This is a genomic window from Serratia sp. D1N4 (genome assembly GCF_054552755.1).
In genome coordinates, this window is the sequence record NZ_CM137274.1 from 3434643 (window position 1) to 3451558 (window position 16916).

At 39.0% G+C, this 16916-nt stretch carries 13 protein-coding genes and 1 pseudogene; all 14 read right to left on the reverse strand.

What is annotated here, in order from left to right:
- Positions 1-190 precede the first annotated feature (190 nt).
- The 14 genes and pseudogenes from galE to ACX1CU_RS15485 all read right to left on the reverse strand — a co-directional run bounded on the left by galE (position 191) and on the right by ACX1CU_RS15485 (position 16882).
- Complete coding sequence (gene galE / locus ACX1CU_RS15420) at positions 191-1204, reverse strand: UDP-glucose 4-epimerase GalE (protein ID WP_459399152.1); 1014 nt, start codon at positions 1202-1204, stop codon at positions 191-193.
- Positions 1205-1424: 220 nt separating this feature from the next.
- A complete protein-coding gene (rfbD, locus tag ACX1CU_RS15425) occupies positions 1425-2291 on the reverse strand; it encodes a dTDP-4-dehydrorhamnose reductase (protein WP_459399153.1) in 867 nt (288 codons plus the stop codon).
- On the reverse strand, positions 2288-2824 hold the full coding sequence (gene rfbC, locus ACX1CU_RS15430; protein ID WP_459399154.1) for a dTDP-4-dehydrorhamnose 3,5-epimerase: 537 nt from the start codon (positions 2822-2824) through the stop codon (positions 2288-2290). The genes rfbD and rfbC overlap by 4 nt, the downstream gene beginning before the upstream one ends.
- A 1-nt stretch (position 2825) precedes the next feature.
- Entirely contained in the window at positions 2826-3695 is an 870-nt protein-coding gene (gene rfbA, locus ACX1CU_RS15435) for a glucose-1-phosphate thymidylyltransferase RfbA (protein WP_459399155.1), read from the reverse strand.
- A gap of 14 nt (positions 3696-3709) precedes the next feature.
- Positions 3710-4774: a dTDP-glucose 4,6-dehydratase gene (gene rffG / locus ACX1CU_RS15440; RefSeq protein ID WP_459402828.1), complete on the reverse strand. Its 1065-nt coding sequence runs from the start codon at positions 4772-4774 to the stop codon at positions 3710-3712.
- A gap of 255 nt (positions 4775-5029) precedes the next feature.
- Positions 5030-5848: pseudogene (locus ACX1CU_RS15445) on the reverse strand (GDP-mannose 4,6-dehydratase).
- Positions 5849-6408: 560 nt separating this feature from the next.
- Positions 6409-7917, reverse strand: a complete 1509-nt coding sequence (locus ACX1CU_RS15450; RefSeq protein ID WP_459399156.1) for a hypothetical protein — start codon at positions 7915-7917, stop codon at positions 6409-6411.
- A 76-nt stretch (positions 7918-7993) separates the two neighbouring features.
- Positions 7994-9169 (reverse strand): oligosaccharide repeat unit polymerase, encoded by a 1176-nt coding sequence (locus ACX1CU_RS15455; protein ID WP_459399157.1) that lies wholly within the window; start codon positions 9167-9169, stop codon positions 7994-7996.
- A gap of 668 nt (positions 9170-9837) precedes the next feature.
- The gene (locus ACX1CU_RS15460; protein ID WP_459399158.1) at positions 9838-10728 is read right to left on the reverse strand and encodes a glycosyltransferase family 2 protein; all 891 of its coding nucleotides are present in this window, start codon (positions 10726-10728) and stop codon (positions 9838-9840) included.
- Between the two features lie 263 nt (positions 10729-10991).
- The gene (gene wbaP, locus ACX1CU_RS15465; protein ID WP_459399159.1) at positions 10992-12425 is read right to left on the reverse strand and encodes an undecaprenyl-phosphate galactose phosphotransferase WbaP; all 1434 of its coding nucleotides are present in this window, start codon (positions 12423-12425) and stop codon (positions 10992-10994) included.
- 25 nt (positions 12426-12450) lie between these two features.
- Positions 12451-13383, reverse strand: a complete 933-nt coding sequence (locus tag ACX1CU_RS15470) for a glycosyltransferase family 2 protein (RefSeq protein WP_459402829.1) — start codon at positions 13381-13383, stop codon at positions 12451-12453.
- A gap of 72 nt (positions 13384-13455) precedes the next feature.
- A complete protein-coding gene (locus ACX1CU_RS15475) occupies positions 13456-14385 on the reverse strand; it encodes a glycosyltransferase family 2 protein (RefSeq protein ID WP_459399160.1) in 930 nt (309 codons plus the stop codon).
- Positions 14382-15581 (reverse strand): polysaccharide pyruvyl transferase family protein, encoded by a 1200-nt coding sequence (locus ACX1CU_RS15480; protein ID WP_459399161.1) that lies wholly within the window; start codon positions 15579-15581, stop codon positions 14382-14384. The genes ACX1CU_RS15475 and ACX1CU_RS15480 overlap by 4 nt, the downstream gene beginning before the upstream one ends.
- On the reverse strand, positions 15578-16882 hold the full coding sequence (locus tag ACX1CU_RS15485; protein ID WP_459399162.1) for a flippase: 1305 nt from the start codon (positions 16880-16882) through the stop codon (positions 15578-15580). Before ACX1CU_RS15485 ends, ACX1CU_RS15480 begins: the two co-directional genes overlap by 4 nt.
- Between the last annotated feature and the right edge of the window lie 34 nt (positions 16883-16916).

Genomic DNA, 16916 nt, shown 5'->3' on the forward strand with positions numbered 1-16916 from the left:
CTGCTACACTTTCTATTCCAGCTAAAATCATCGTAACCAAACGGCAAACTCACATTGCGGGTATTAACTGAAGCAATTTTCGGTTGTCATCCCTTCTGAAAATGAGCCAAGGGGACAGCATATGGCAGCAGATTTTCGTTAACAATATGAGTTCGCCACTCGGTTACAACAGAACTGATAAACGCCGAGCTCAGCGGTAGCCCTGTGGGTTTTTCTTCTGCCAGTTCCAGGTGTCACGCATCATGGCATCAATACCCCGCTTCACTTCCCAACCCAGTTCCTGCTTGGCCAACTTGGCATCAGCCCAGAAGGCTGGGAGATCACCATCCCGGCGTGGCAGCACCTGATAGGGAATTTTCACCCCAGAGGCCTTCTCGAAGGCATGTACCATCTCTAGAACAGAATATCCAACACCCGCGCCAAGGTTATACGCTTTAAAACCAGAAATTTTTCGCAGATGATTCATCGCCACCAGGTGGCCTTCTGCCAGATCCATGACATGGATATAATCACGCACACCGGTGCCATCTTTGGTTGCATAATCACCGCCAAAGACCCCCAGTTTTTCTAGTTTGCCGATCGCCACCTGAGCAATGTATGGCAAAAGGTTATTCGGGATGCCATTAGGATCCTCACCAATCAACCCTGACTCATGAGCACCAACCGGGTTGAAGTAACGCAAGGCGATAATAGAAAACTGTGGCTCTGCCTTGGCGAAATCTTGCAGGATCTGCTCAACCATGAGCTTAGAGGTGCCATATGGGCTGGTTGTGCCGCCAATTGGCGTGGTTTCAACATAAGGCACAGGTGAGTTGGCACCATATACCGTAGCGGAAGAACTGAAGATAAATTGGTGCACACCGGCACTGCGCATTTCATCCAATAAGACCAAAGTGCCGGAGACATTATTCTGGTAGTACTCCAACGGCTTGCGGGTAGACTCCCCTACCGCTTTCAGCCCTGCGAAGTGGATCACCGCAGAGATGTTGTGGCCATCAAAAATGCGGTTCAAACATTCGGCATCCTGCACGTCGCCCTGATAAAAGATCGCTGCTTTACCTGCTAGCTGTTCAACACGCTGCAGTGACTCTTCAGACGCGTTGGAGAGATTGTCTAACACCACCACGTCCTCACCCCGTTCCAGCAGCGCCAGAACAGTGTGGGAACCAATATAGCCGGCACCGCCGGTGACTAAAATTGCCATGCGAACTCCTTGCTTGCGCTCCTGGCGCTAAAAATGGGGATTCGTTGTCTATTCTAAGGTAAGCCGCTTATTGCATTGTTTTACTCACACCATGCAAGCTCGCCGTTCAGGTACCAAGTATTGAGCATTCTCAAATAATAGCGCTATAAATAACATGGGCATAGTAGTCCCCTACTATGCCCATGCTAATTACCATAACCCACTGTTTTACAGAAGTGTTTTATGCCTTTAGATTTACTGCTGCCACAACATCATCAACTCTGTCTATCCAGCAAGATAAAGAAATACCCTGCTGCTGAATTTTCTCGCAATTGAGTACCGAATATTTTGGTCTTCTGGCGGGGGTTGGATATTGTTCTGTCGTTATCGCGGTCACCACCGGTGCCTTGCTAAGGCCTTTTTGCTTTACTGCCGAAGCGAAAATTGCCTCAGCAAACTCATTCCATGCCACCTGGTTATCACCACAGAAATGATAAACTCCACCTTTAGCATTCTTTGTTAACAGATCAATAATGGCTTGAGCAATATCACCCGCATAGGTTGGGCAACCAAACTGATCGGCAACCACGCTCAGAGCATCACGCTCTTTGCCAAGGCGCAGCATGGTCTTCACAAAGTTGTTGCCATATTCACTGAAAACCCAGGCAGTACGGATAATCAGGGCATCAGGCTGGATTTGGCTGACGGCGATTTCACCATCCAACTTGGTTTTACCATAAACACCCAACGGATTAGTTGCCGCCGTCTCAAGATATGGCGTGTTTGCCTCACCATCAAAGACATAGTCGGTAGACACATGTACCAGGCGTGCACCAATTTCATTTGCTGCCAATGCCAGGTTTTTCGGGCCGATCTCATTAATCAGGGCCGCAATTTGCTGATCAGACTCTGCCTTATCCACCGCAGTATAAGCAGCAGCATTAACAATAAAATCAGGCCGGTAATCTGCCACCGCCTGTTTCACTTTCGCCAGATCGGTGATATCAAGCACGTCGTAGTCAGTCGCCAGAACATCCCAACCGGTTGGCAAACGATCGCAAAAACAGTTACCCAATTGCCCTTTTGAGCCCGTCAGTAATACTTTCATTGACCTAACTCCTTGAACAACTTGCCGAGTTTATCTTTCTCAGACAGCAACGGGTTTTCTATTGGCCATTCGATTCCAACAGCAGGATCGTTCCACAGCAAACACCCTTCATGCACCGGATTATAATAATCGGTGCATTTATATTCGAAATCGGCAACGTCAGAAAGCACAACAAAACCGTGTGCCAAGCCAGGAGGGAGCCAGAACTGCGCTTTGTTCTCTTCGGAAAGAATCACGCCTTCCCAAGCGCCATAGGTTGGGGAATCTGGGCGGATATCCACAGCGACATCAAACACCTCGCCACGAACGACACGCACCAGTTTCCCCTGAGGATTGACCTTTTGAAAGTGCAAGCCACGCAGCACACCGCGTGAGGAGCGCGAATGGTTATCCTGTACAAAATCCAGACCAATATCCAACATTTCCTGATAACGTTTCTTTTCAAACGTTTCCAGGAAAAAACCACGGGCATCCCCGAAGACTTTTGGCTGAATAATCTTCACGCCATCAATTTTAGTATTTGCGACTTGCATTTTATCTCTCCACGATCAATTGCGCCAAGTATTGCCCGTAGAGGGTCTTACTAAGCAATTTAGCTTCTGCCATTACCTGCTCACGAGTCAGCCACCCTTTGCGGTAGGCAATCTCCTCCAGGCAGGCAACTTTGAACCCTTGGCGTTTCTCAATGGTATGAATAAATTGAGAAGCCTCAATCAGGCTGTCGTGAGTACCGGTATCCAGCCACGCAAAGCCCCTGCCGAGCAGTTCAACATTGAGCGTACCTTTGTCCAGATACATCTGGTTCAGCGTGGTGATTTCTAATTCGCCACGAGCAGAAGGTTTAACCAGCTTGGCCATCTCTACAACGTCTTGGTCATAAAAATAGAGCCCAGTCACCGCCCAGTTTGATTTAGGAACAGCAGGCTTCTCTTCCAAAGAAAGTGCGCGGAAGTTGTCATCAAACTCCACCACACCAAAGCGTTCAGGATCCATCACCTGGTAACCAAACACTGTAGCGCCCTGATTACGCTCTACTACCGACTCAAGCTTTTTAGCAAAGCTTTGACCAAAGAAGATGTTGTCCCCCAACACCAGAGCACAACTGTCACCGTTGATAAACTCTTCGCCAATCAGGAAAGCCTGCGCCAAACCATCTGGGCTTGGTTGGATCTCGTAGCTCAAGGAAATACCAAAACGGCTACCGTCGCCAAGCAAGCGCTTGAATGATGGAATGTCTTCCGGCGTGGAAATAATCAAAATATCGCGGATCCCTGCCAACATGAGTACCGAAAGCGAATAGTAAACCATCGGCTTGTCATAAATTGGCAACAGCTGCTTTGAGACACCACGAGTTATGGGGTAAAGACGTGTGCCCGAGCCACCTGCTAAAACAATACCTTTCATTCTTACACCTTAAATTAATTTGTCAGACCAAGCCGTTCACCTGCATAAGAACCGTCTTTTACGCGGCTCCACCAGGCTTCATTAGCCAGATACCATTCAACGGTTTTTCTAATCCCACTTTCAAAAGTTTCTTGCGGTTTCCACCCCAGTTCACATTCAATCTTCGACGCATCGATTGCGTAGCGCATGTCATGGCCGGGGCGATCGGTAACAAAGGCGATCAGGTCTTCATATTTTGCTAAGTTACCTGGCTTATTTGGCACCAACTCGTCCAACAGACGGCAAATCGTTTGTACGACCTCAATATTTTTCCGCTCGTTGTGGCCACCGATGTTATAGGTTTCACCCACTTCACCTTCACAAACCACCAGGTATAAGGCGCGGGCATGATCTTCAACGTAAAGCCAATCACGCACTTGTGCGCCATTGCCATAGACCGGTAACGCTTTCCCTTCTAGTGCATTGAGGATCGTCAGCGGTATCAACTTTTCTGGGAAATGATAGGGGCCGTAATTATTTGAACAGTTCGTCACGATGGTCGGCAAGCCATAGGTCCGCAGCCACGCTCTGACTAAGTGATCGCTAGAAGCTTTTGAAGCGGAATAAGGGCTGCTTGGCGCATAAGGCGTGGTTTCTGTGAACAGATCCTCAGTACCGTGCAGATCACCATACACTTCGTCAGTTGAGATGTGGTGAAAACGGAATGCTTTTTTCGCCGCCTCATCCAGGCCCTGCCAATACAGGCGTGCGGCCTCCAGCAGGGTATAGGTGCCCACAATATTGGTTTCAATAAACGCCGCAGGGCCATCAATGGAGCGATCAACATGGCTTTCGGCCGCTAGGTGCATCACCGCATCGGGCTTAAACTGAGCAAAGGTGCGATCCAATGCTGGCCGATCACAAATATCTACCTGCGCAAACTGATAACGCTCACTGCCTGCGATCGTTTTCAACGATTCTAAATTACCTGCATAGGTCAGGCTATCCAACACCAGGATTTGGTCATTGGTATTATTGATAATATGCCGGGCAACAGCCGAACCAATGAAACCAGCACCACCAGTAACGATAATCTTCATATAACCCTCTATAACTGCTCTAACTGACCAATGATCAGCCACCACGATTAAAATGTACAAAGCTCCACCAAGCAGTGACGTTATTGCTACTGTTCGTGAAGTTTGAAATAAAATACAAAATCAAACAGACAGAAAACTCACTCAATACAATGCGTATGGTACAAAAAACTTAGCGTCAGTGATTAGAATACGGATAAGCGAAGCCAAGTACTAACAATGTATTCGCTAATAGTAACCTTTAAGATTTTTCCGCTGCTAATTCCAAGTGTCACGCATGATGGCAGCTATGACACGTTTCGCTTTCCAACCAAGCTATGCTTGGCCAGTTTGGCATCAGCCCAGAAAGCCGGGAGATCGCCATCAAGTATCCTTCAGTCAGATCCATAACATGGATATAATCACATACCGGTACCGTCTCTGGTTGCATAATCACCACCAAAAAATAATCTTTCCAATTTGCCAATCGCTACCTGATAAATGTAGGGTAAAAAGTTATTAGGGATACCATTAGGATCCTCACCAATCAGTCCTGACTCATAGGCACCAACTGGGTTAAAGCAACGCAGGGCAATAATTGCAAACTGCGGTTCCGCCTTGGCAAGATCCTGCAGGATCTGCTCAGCCATCAGTTTAGATATACCATACGGGCTGGTGGTGCCGCTGATCGGCGTGGTCTCGACATAAGGCACCGGGGCTTGGCCCCATACTGAAGATAAACTGATACACACCAGCGCGGCGCATTTCATTCAAGAAAAACAAAGTGCCAGAAACATTATTTTAGTAAAGTTCAAACGAATTGTGGGTGAACTCCCCCACGGCCTTAAGCCTGTCAAATTGGATCACCGCAGAAATCTTTTGACCATTAAAAATGAAGCTCAAACACTCAGCATTCTGAATGTCAACCTGATAAAAGATCGCTGCTTGCCCGTCAGTTGCTCCACACATTGCAGTGACTCTTTAGATGCATTGGACAGATTGATTGCCTAACACAACCACATCTTCGCCACGATCCAATAGAACAAGAACGGTGTGGGAACCAATGTAACAGGCACAGACAATGACTAAAATTGCCATTTTTGTTCCTCATAAACGCATCAGGCACTAAAAATCATGATTTCAGTTACGTTCTATTCTACCTGCGAAATTTTTGACAACTACCCGATTACTTCAATAAAGGGGCTATCTGGTAAAGAATAGGAATAGTGCCAGTTTTTGCAAAATAACTATACAGGCCCGCTTTCGGTGAGGTAGAAATCAATTCATCCTAAAATAGGCATAGACTGGCATAAAATGCACAGCAGAAGTGTATCCCGATGCTGAGAAAAATAACCGCTATCCCTATCTTTTTGGCGTAATCGCACTAAGTGGTACGAACAATTATAGCAAGTAGGAACCCACGAATGTCCTAAGCTCTAATCAATCAGTAAACAATCTCTGTGACTAATTGAGTAAACCTTAATGTCCTAACCGTAGAACTGGCTCTTTTTAAACTTAAAAATAGCTTAATTGTAAGATGACATGGTGCTAATGAGTACAGATATTCATCCGACTTCATCAACGTCGAAGGTATATTTCCACTACAAATACCAGAGAAAAAAACATATTCCCATTGACTTGGTGTTCGTGTAAGACATTTAAAATTTCCTACTTAAACCGGGGTTAATAATCAAGCAACTTGAAGCGTCACTAAGATTCACTCCCTGAAAATCACCAATATTGCCAGTTATTATCCAACAGTTATCACCTTTAGGCTCAGGTATTACGAACTCGCCCATACTATAATTGTTCGTCATAGTGAAATTCTTAGCACTTTCTATAACTATACTTAGCCCTGAAAATTTAAAAGTATTACCCGATAATACAACGCCGTTAATTTTTTTCGCTATAATACCTGCATCATAACCAGTCCCTCTAAAGAAGCAATTTTCTATTTTTACACTCTTTATATAAGTTGTCTCGCCACTAACCACGATGCCATAGGACTTTCCGCCTCTCCCTTCTTGCATGTTAATTGTACAATTTGATATCAAAACTGGCTCTGGCGAATTTTGAGTCATTGCAGATATAAGAAAGCCAACAAAGTCGTCACTCCGTGTCAATTGCGGTGCGACATAGCAATTTATAAAATCCACTTTGTCACCACCAGCATACAACCCTCCGCACTTTTCTGAATAGTCAAACTCTGTATTAACAAACTGAACATATAACCCTAATGCATATGCTCCTATTCCCTGATGAACGAATTTACAGTTAATAAAATTTATCCCCTCAGGCATCTTAATATGATTACCGTCCGTATATTTTTTTGTAGCCATATATACACCATAACTACCTAACTTTGTATCTGGGTAATCATCACCATTGTTGACAAAATTATCCACTGTTAGTTGTACTACGCTGCCAACTATATAAAATGGGTTTGATAAACTGGTTGCGCCACAATCTCTTATTGTCACTCTAAAACAGTCCTGTAGATACCACCCCCCTCCCATACCTTTACCATTCAGTTCAATACCAATAAATCTCCAACCACCTGAGTAATCTAACTTGCCGTAACTGGCTTCATCAAAATAAAAAGCATACATATCCTTTGCCGTTTCGGCTTTACAACCAATACTAAACCCAGAAAAATCCTTCACTCCACGCGCATATCCGATAGGAAATTTAAAGGCATGATCTGCACTCTGATTATCTATGTATACATTTCTCGCACCGGCTCCAATAAGAGATGAGTTCACCCCAACGCTTATAGTTTTAGATATTGAATAATTTCCATTCGGGAGAAATATTGCCACATTATCACTCATAGCCGATGAGAGTTCACTAGTTATATCTACTGATTTTCCATCTTTTATTTTTTCAACTTTACTTTTATCTAGATATAAAAATATTGACCTTACATTACCAAATATCCAATCTGCAAGTGATACCCCCATCTCGTTATAGGGTACAGCATCATATTTCACCACCAACTTTGAACTTAAGTTACAATTGCTGCCACTTGAGTCAACAAGGGCTAGATTTATCTCTGTGACATTATTGAGTGGTGAACTGAGAGGTATTGCTTGTCTGGCCGAGGAACTAAATGTATACAGTCCGGAAATACCTGCCATTGCCCCCAAAACTAATCGTCTTCTATTCATAATACTTCCCAACCAATGAATATTCCATAGGTGTTCAATAAGAATAAGGAAGGTGATGGCAATTTATCACATGCTTTTATATAAAATGATAGTTCCCAATTCTAACTCTTGAAAATATTGTTATAATTACGAGTTGCATTACACATGAGCTAAATATAAACATATTATCAAAAACCATTAAAGCAGCAGATGAGGAAAGTATTGCACAGATCTCAACCATGTACTTGTTCTTATTCAACCATGCAAACAAGAAAGACAAGAAAACCATCCATAAAAACAAAAGTGTTATACCAGCAAACCCGAATGTAGCAATAGCCACACTAAAACCGGATCCTACTGTAAGTTCTGGAGTTAATCTTTTTGGTTGAAATCCAATACTCCCCTCCTCCTGCAAATGCTTGCTGATAAAATCAGGAATGATAGAGCCAATAACAAAATCTTTAATTGTACCTTTATTAACATTATCAAATCTTTCTTGAGCAGCAAGTGTTCCATATGGTGAGGACGCGTATAAATACACCCAGAAGAATCCTGAAGGGGCCCTTCTAAATGCATCATTAGCGATACCAATATCCATAATTGCATCTTCACTAGTGTAACCTGAAGCAACCATTCTCTTATCGCCAAGGAATCCAAAGAGTATAATACCAGAAATAAAAAATACAATTATAGCAATCTTACTTTTCAACTTCACTTTTCTACTTGAGTTTCTTTTTGCGAAATACATTAACGTCATAGGTAATACTAATAGCATTGTAGCTCCTCTGCTAACTATCAATATTGATACCAAAACACCAAGCATTGCGTATATAAGTAACTTTTTATTTTTTGAATCAAGATATCGGTTAAAGCATATTATTGAAAAGGCAGATGTGTAACTCATGTAAAAAACATGAAAAGTTTTAATCCCAAAGTCTCTATATTCATAGTTATAACCTTGAATTACAACAAGCAATGGTATTAGCCCGCTAGCTGCACACTCTATAGCAAACCCAATGACCACAAATAAAGCGTTTGGCCACATTATTTTATCTCTATCAAATTCCTCTCTATTTCTTATAGATTTTCCGTTAAACATCCCATTGAAAAAAAAGCCTATCACTATAGATACTATACATATAAAAACCATAACAATAGTTATTAAGCGACTGCCATTTTTATACAAGCCAGATAACTGCGCCTCATATAAAAAAATAGCCAAAAGAAACGAAAAACCAAATAAATACATTGGGTTAAGAAATGTTTTTTTCATATCGCAACTCGAGTATAATTAAGCTTGCTCTAAATGCCTTTCCAAAGTAGTGATCCAGTTTGCGTGATACTTTCGACTACAAGGATTACAAATCTTCATCGCTAAATCGGATCATTAGTGTGAATTGAGAAGATCGGTAATGGCTCCAATTTTTTGAATAATATACACTTCTGAAATTTGCTCATACCAACGTGTTAATATTCGTTGTCCTTTTTATCTGGCATATTGTTTGGCGAGGATACTATTGATATCGCATATTTCAGTTTGCGCACACCTGTAAGGTCCATAAATCTGATATCGGAGAGCAGATAGTTGAGATATATTAAAGGTCTTGGTACTAAGAATACCACAAGAAAACTAAACAGCGTTAACACCCTCGCCTGTACTTTAAAAGTTCGATCCACACAAAGATAACCTCGTTCCTGTAGTTCAAGCTGCTGTGGTACTATCTCCGAACTCAATAAACAATGGAGTTATGTTATTAATTTCGCATAAATAAGTTATCGAACATTCATTGAAAAATACATATTCAGCTAATTTGAATAGTGTCCACAGAAATAACGAAGAAGAGTAACCTAGATGTTATATTAGTAGCTAGAATAAAAACACAAGCCCTCTCCATTTCTCGTAAAAGATCACATATATAATTACAATGGAAAATATCGAAACTATCTGTTCGCTATACCATCTTTAACAGCTCTAATCATTGAGCGAAAATATTCCATTTTATTTTTTTGAGTTAAAATCAAAATCATCTGATGAACAACATTGAATAAATTATCCCTTACTTTCATTAGAACTGGAATGTGTGGCATACGTGAGAAGATCAATGCATTTCTTACTCTATAATAACGTCTGAACGGTGAATGTACGGGTATGTTAAATCCTAGCAAAGAAACCATTTTGTCACCAATTGTATGTGCCATTGTTGCTGACGTTGCAACATATAATTTATAACCTTTACTTACCGCCCGAAGACACCACTCTGTATCGACATAATCTATGAATAACGTTTCATTCATATTCCCAACATCATCTAGAACGCTAATAGGAATGAGAGATCCTGAAGAGATTATCATAGTGACTTCAAATGGTTTTCTTTCATATTCAGGATTAATTTTCTTTCGCATTCCAAATTTATTCAACCGAATGAATTTATAGAAAAAACCATATCTAGAATCAGTAAATACTGGCCCGATCGTGGCAATTTTGTAATCACTTAACTCAGTAACTGTAACATAATCACTCAGTAATGAATCAACAAAGGAGTCAGTAATCTCACTATCTTGGTCAAAAAACAAAATATATTCAGCACCATGTTCGCGAGAAAAATCAATACCGATATTTTGTGCTTTTGCTATACCTACATTGCTATCTAACCGAATTACACTGCAACTTTTAGATAATAAATTAACATCACTCTCATGTAACGTTCCATTATCTATTACCACAGATGTTATACATTGTTCATTCAAATTTCTAACTAGCTTTAGTAAATTAGCCATTTCAGGGTTGAACGAAATAATGACGGAAAAAACAAGACTCTTATTAACTATCATTTATATTATCTCAATATACTTTACTTAAAAAGCTTACAAAACTAGTTAGCCATACCCACTAAATTTAAAAGTATAGAATTAGGAACTTAGAAAAGCGAAAAATTAATGAATGCAATATTTTGACACATCGCCAAAATAATTTCACCGCATAAGTCAATACCGTACATCAGCTATATTTCATCATTGTATAGTTAATAAGTAATTAACAAGTTTATGATACATCAGCACGACAATTTTCATATGGTTCAAAGCAGCTAAATGGTTTAATATGCACCATCTCTTCTTAAGACTACTCTTATGGTTTTAAAAAGGATAGCAATATCATTCCACAAGGACCAGTTTTTTACATACCATGCGTCAAAATATACGCGAGTATCATAATCGACATCATTTCTGCCGCTAACTTGCCATAAACCAGTCATACCAGGTTTGGCCATTAGGTAATAATCAACATCCCCAGCATATCGTTCAAGCTCTTTTTCAATCACTGGTCGTGGACCCACAAGGCTCATCTCACCTTTCAGCACATTAAATAACTGTGGTAGTTCATCTAAGCTAGTTTTACGAATAAATCTACCTATACGAGTAATCCGCGGATCATTCTTAAGCTTGAAGTCTTTGTTCCACTCGGCATATGCTTCAGCATCATTTGCTAATAGTTCATGTAGTACTTCTTGCGAATTAATTACCATTGAGCGGAATTTAAGGCATTTAAATTTAACTCCGTCTCGCCCAACACGCTCATGGCCGTAGATAGCTTTTCCACCATCTTTAGATACCAGATAAGTCAATATAAGCAAAATAGGAGAAAGCATGGTGATAATCACCGTCGAACAACCAATATCAAAAGCACGCTTAAGAAAACGCGAGGTTCTCTTAGCAAGATTATTACTGACGCGCAGGATCATTACCTCGTGGCTAAAAATAAACGACATATCAGTACCATATAGTGGTACACCACGTAGTGTTGGGATCACGGAGACAGAACGACAGTGATGTTTTGCCAAATTTTTCAGCCAATCGTCACGCAACGAATGCTCTTCAAATTCCAAAGCAACAATAAACTGAGTCGTTTCTGGGTCGCATTGTTTCCATAACTCCTGTTCATTATTAATAACAGGTATGCCAAGTAATTCCTCATCACAGATCTTACTGCTACAGAAGAAACCGCATATTGCAAAACCGAGCACCTCCTCACTTTGCAATGCTGCATATGCATCACGGGCATTCTTTCCTGTTCCAATGATAATTGTATGCTTCTGCCACATACCAAATCGATTCAAGAGGTGCTTAGCTAAAACTCGAGCTGACGGTACTAATACTAAAGTAAATACCCAAGTAAGCCCCCAAACGTAACGGGAAAACTGCCACTTAGAAAAAGCAACTAAAGCCAGATCGAGGACAGCAAAAATCAGCAACGTTCTGAATATTTCTTTAAGCTCAAACCAAAATGGTTTACGGTAAGTGTAATGACGCAGTCTTATCCAAAACCACCCGACACAAAGTGCCGCCAGCATTACATGCGTTAGCAAACGAGCTGGCATTTCTGTTTCTGGTATGAATTTATTGATATCCTCACCAAATAAACCAATCAGACTAATACTCATAAATAATGATAGAGTGAAAAATAAAAAATCAGATAGAGCAAGAGAAAACTTTACAAAATTAATTTTTTTTGAGTAACTTAATGCACCCATAGAATTACCCTTCATAGTACGACTGTTAATCCGAGACGTTATCCCAATAACGTTTATGCATACTGAACTTTTTCCTCCACTTCAGTGGGATTTTTCTATAGTTCTGCCCTAATTTATAGCCAATAATTTTTGAAGCATTATTAAGACATGCCATAGGTATCCATAAAGGTGCATTTTTTATCAGATACTTGAATTCTGATAAAATAAATTTCTTCCCCTCCCCTCCAGCGCTGCCAAAAGAATTTCTGATCCAAGATTCATCATGATGAAAAACACCTATGTCAAAATAGCGTTTAAACTCTTCAATTGCCGAATAGTTATGGGAATGACGAACTTTTGCATCGGCGACATAGGCAACTTTGTAACCAGCCAAAACAGCCTTAGCTGTAAAATACATATCTTCACAAAGAATAGTATTTGAAGGAAAACCACCTAGCTCTTTAAATTTTGAGGCACGGTATGCTGAAAAAGAGTTAGACATGAAGACAGTTTTTATCCCCATATCTTGCTTAGAAAAGATCCCACTTACATAGCTTTCTTGCTTGTAATTAAAAGCCCTAGCATGGGAGGCTATAGGATTTGCATCATAATGTGGAAGTTGACATCCATAAGCAGCAACAATATCTTTCTCCATTTCAAAAGTGGATATCAGTTTCTGAATTGATATTTCATCGTCGACAATTGCATCTTGCGTCAAAAAAACAATAACATCTTCATCCTTACAAAACTCTAAAGCTAAATTTCTTGTCCCTCCGTGATTAAATTCATTTTTTGAAATAATTTTTATATTTATTCCATACTGCCTAGCGATCATACATGTATTATCAGTACTTTCTGAATCAATGATATATACGCCTGAGCATGCACTCATATTTTTGCTAGCATCTTTAATACTTCTGGCAGATGAATCCCACACTTCCCCTCCGTTATAAGTTGGCACGACGACAATGAAGCGTATCATTTTAGTTTCCGCGTTAGTGAAGTTATTCATAGTGTAAGTTCTTTATGGATTAAAAATGATAGAAATAATTCACTTACAGAAAAGCAGCGAGATTAGTGCTAGTATTTTCCTTGAAAATGAACGTTCCCATATAACAGGAAAAAAAACAGAGGATTTAAAATAATTTATTGAGTTTACAACCTTAAGATCACATTGATCTTTGAGCGTGAGTAGTTTGACAGCTTGCTTTTTTTTACTCTCAAGTGTTTTGCCATAATTATTGACAACATTACGAATGTTAAGCAACTTTGATACTAATTTTACCTTTTTAGCCCCAATAACATTGTTGCTGTGTTGTCTATAAAGGATCGTAGCATCAGGAATTACATCTAATACGCCTAATGACTTTGCAATAAGAACAAACCACCAATCATGCATTAGTGCTTCTTTTGGAATAGGTAAAGCAATATCTATAAGTTTTCTATTTATAATACAGGTGCAACCGGGTGCAATATTGTTCAGAATCAATGAATTAAAATTGATAAAATTTTTAATTTCAACTTTATGATGTTTAAAGAAAGAATCAGATAATAAAGCAAGATTTTCGTCTACAACCATTAAGTCAGTAAAAACAAGTATAGGAACATCACTTTCAGATTCGGATTCAAGCCTCTTTATTCTATCATATGAAAGTGATATTTTATTTTTCAACCAGACATCATCCTGATCACTCAACATTATATACTCAGAATCAGATGCAATGATACCTCTAGAAAAATTAGCAACGACGCCATGAACATTGGTATTGTTCTCTAAAATTTTTATTTTTTCATTAGAACATTGATATTGCCTTAAAATACTTACTGTATCATCTGAAGAACCATCATCAGTTATGATGATCTCCTTTACTAGTTTATCAAAATATAAGTTATCTAATATGGACTCGATTTGCTCACCAATGAACTTACCGCCATTGTAAGTTGCAAGAATGATACTTATTTTGGGTAAAGCTTTTTTCATAAGTATTTACCCATCTCCATAGTTACCATTGTCTTTTGAATATCTAAACCATCTAAGTTTTCGATAGAAAAAGAATTTTTACAAAGGGAAATAAAACCTGTAGAAAACTTTACATCTTCAACTAAATGATAATCAGATTTTTTTAACCATGCCTCAAGATATCCTTGAAGTTTTTTCACCTCATTCGTCGAGAAGGCACAAACCTTATGACCAAAAGAATATGATGTAATGGCACCATGCAAACTTGTTCCAATGTAAGCACTCGCATGAGCGAGAGATGACATAATGTGTAAAACATGTTCGCTATTCTGTATTGCCACAGCTAAACCATCTACAGATAACTTGCTATATAACTTTTCCAAAACAACATGATCTTCATGACCAGTAGCTCTACCAATTGGTAGTAGTAATATTGACTTTTTTGTTTCGCGTAAAATAACCCTAATTTCATTTTCAACAAGTTCAAGTCTGCTCTCAACATTATAACGTGCAGCTTGAAATACGATATAGTTATTAATATCAAATGCAGAAGTATATTCAATATCGCTAGTCCAATCTAACTCTGCAAGTTCATGTAATGGATACATATCTGACATAATTAACGCGGTATCAGGAATTAAATCACAGCTTACTCCATGCTTGATTAAATATGCTCTAGTTATATTCTCACGGACAGAGATAGAGTCAACTCCCTCTAATGCAGCAGGAATAGCGTCTATATAGCTATTCCTATTTAGCTCAAAACCTGAACCACCTACAGCCGTATAATATATTTCTGATTTTATATCTTTCTTGGTAAGAACATATGGGTACTTATTTTTTTGTCTGTAAAGCAATCTTACTAACTCATTAGAAAATATACTTCCAAATATCTTTCTTAGTTGTCTTAATACAAAGTAAACTCTCTTGTTGGATATATGCCCGATCATACTAATCCAATCAACAGTAAGAATATCACCTCCACACATTATTACCTTATCATTCTCTAAAGAATTTGATGTTAGTAAATCCTTCAGAGGCTTTGTAATAACACCACCGACGTTTGTCAAATCCGATGTACTTAAGGCATAAAAATCAATTTCTATATTTGAATCAGTATTATTATTTTCTCTAATAAAACGAGAGTGGATTAATGGAAATAATATATCGCCATAGTTATGACGATCAAAAGCACCAACAATATTATATCTCTTCATTTGAGGCTACGCCTGTAAAAAAATAATCTAATGGAATGTAAAACGATAAAACTTATAGACACTCTAATGACCCAAGCAGATGCAGCTCCAACAATGCCATAATGCTTTGTTAAAGCAGGAAAATATATAATATAGAAAGTCAGATCAAACACATGAGCCATAGCGGTTATATATGGCTTACCCGAAGCTTGTATCCAGGTAAAGGCAGGCTGAATTAAACCATGAATTAAGAAACCGATTAAAAAAATACTAAATATGAGACTTGCTTGTTTTGCAAAAACGTCATTAATCCAAAGTGTTAGTATATAGTCCGAAAATAACACTCCTACAACTACGGGAGGAAATAGGATTAAAAATATTCCTAATAGGGATTTTTTGAAAAATTTATCGGCAACTTTTATTTCTGTAGGTATCTTAGATGCCAAAATAGGAAATAGTACACCACTTACGCTAACAGCCACAATGGTCATTTTGGAAACCACTTCATAAGGTGTTGTGTAGTAAGCAACTAAACTCGCACCCACGATTGAAGCAACAAAAAACCTATCGATATACAACATTATAGGAGCAATAATGTTACTAATCGACACCCATCCTCCGTATTTAAATAACTCAATCGCGATATCTTTCTGAATTTTTGCACTCAATAAGCTATTTTGGGTAGCCTGCTTTAATTCTTCGTGCATTAGAATGAAGAAAAATACAGCCATTAAGACTCTTAAAATACACAGTGACATTGTTATATATAGTAAGCTATTGTTAAAAAATGAAACAATGGCAGGAACTAAGTACATTAAAATTGAAAAGGGTATCTTAGCTAACGAAATTTTCTTGAAACAACCAAATGCTTCAAGCACACCTGTAAATGTAGCTTGTGATATGACAAATGGTAAGCTAAGCGCAATTATTAACAAGCTATTGTTAACTTCTTGTTCCAGAACAGCATTTGATACATTAAAGATAGATTCAGTAATACTCCTATGAAATAATAATATAAGTAACGCAACTACAGATAGCAATACAACTATAATAAACCAACCTGTTTTTATCGATGCTAGTAGTTGAGTTTCACTATTTCTATACTTAACCACAGAGTTTGTAATTGAACGTGTTAATCCAAAATCAAATATATTCATAAAGCCGATCAAGGCGAATATAAGTGTTAATATACCAAAACGCTCCATACCAATATTTTTCATTAACAATGGTATTATTACAATAGCAGCTAAGATTGGGAAAACAAAGCCAACTAGATTCCATGATATGTTTTTAATAAACTTATCTTTGTTAAGTTCTAGCATATCTTCTTCACAGTATAGATAAGTAACAAACACA

Coding starts and splice junctions, on each gene's coding strand:
- rfbC (WP_459399154.1), bottom strand. CDS start 2,824: ATGCAAGTCGCAAATACTAAAATTGATGGCGTGAAGATTATTCAGCCA.
- ACX1CU_RS15460 (WP_459399158.1), bottom strand. CDS start 10,728: ATGATAGTTAATAAGAGTCTTGTTTTTTCCGTCATTATTTCGTTCAAC.
- ACX1CU_RS15485 (WP_459399162.1), bottom strand. CDS start 16,882: ATGCTAGAACTTAACAAAGATAAGTTTATTAAAAACATATCATGGAAT.
- ACX1CU_RS15475 (WP_459399160.1), bottom strand. CDS start 14,385: ATGAAAAAAGCTTTACCCAAAATAAGTATCATTCTTGCAACTTACAAT.
- rfbD (WP_459399153.1), bottom strand. CDS start 2,291: ATGAAAGTATTACTGACGGGCTCAAAAGGGCAATTGGGTAACTGTTTT.
- wbaP (WP_459399159.1), bottom strand. CDS start 12,425: ATGGGTGCATTAAGTTACTCAAAAAAAATTAATTTTGTAAAGTTTTCT.
- rffG (WP_459402828.1), bottom strand. CDS start 4,774: ATGAAGATTATCGTTACTGGTGGTGCTGGTTTCATTGGTTCGGCTGTT.
- rfbA (WP_459399155.1), bottom strand. CDS start 3,695: ATGAAAGGTATTGTTTTAGCAGGTGGCTCGGGCACACGTCTTTACCCC.
- ACX1CU_RS15455 (WP_459399157.1), bottom strand. CDS start 9,169: ATGAAAAAAACATTTCTTAACCCAATGTATTTATTTGGTTTTTCGTTT.
- ACX1CU_RS15480 (WP_459399161.1), bottom strand. CDS start 15,581: ATGAAGAGATATAATATTGTTGGTGCTTTTGATCGTCATAACTATGGC.
- galE (WP_459399152.1), bottom strand. CDS start 1,204: ATGGCAATTTTAGTCACCGGCGGTGCCGGCTATATTGGTTCCCACACT.
- ACX1CU_RS15450 (WP_459399156.1), bottom strand. CDS start 7,917: ATGAATAGAAGACGATTAGTTTTGGGGGCAATGGCAGGTATTTCCGGA.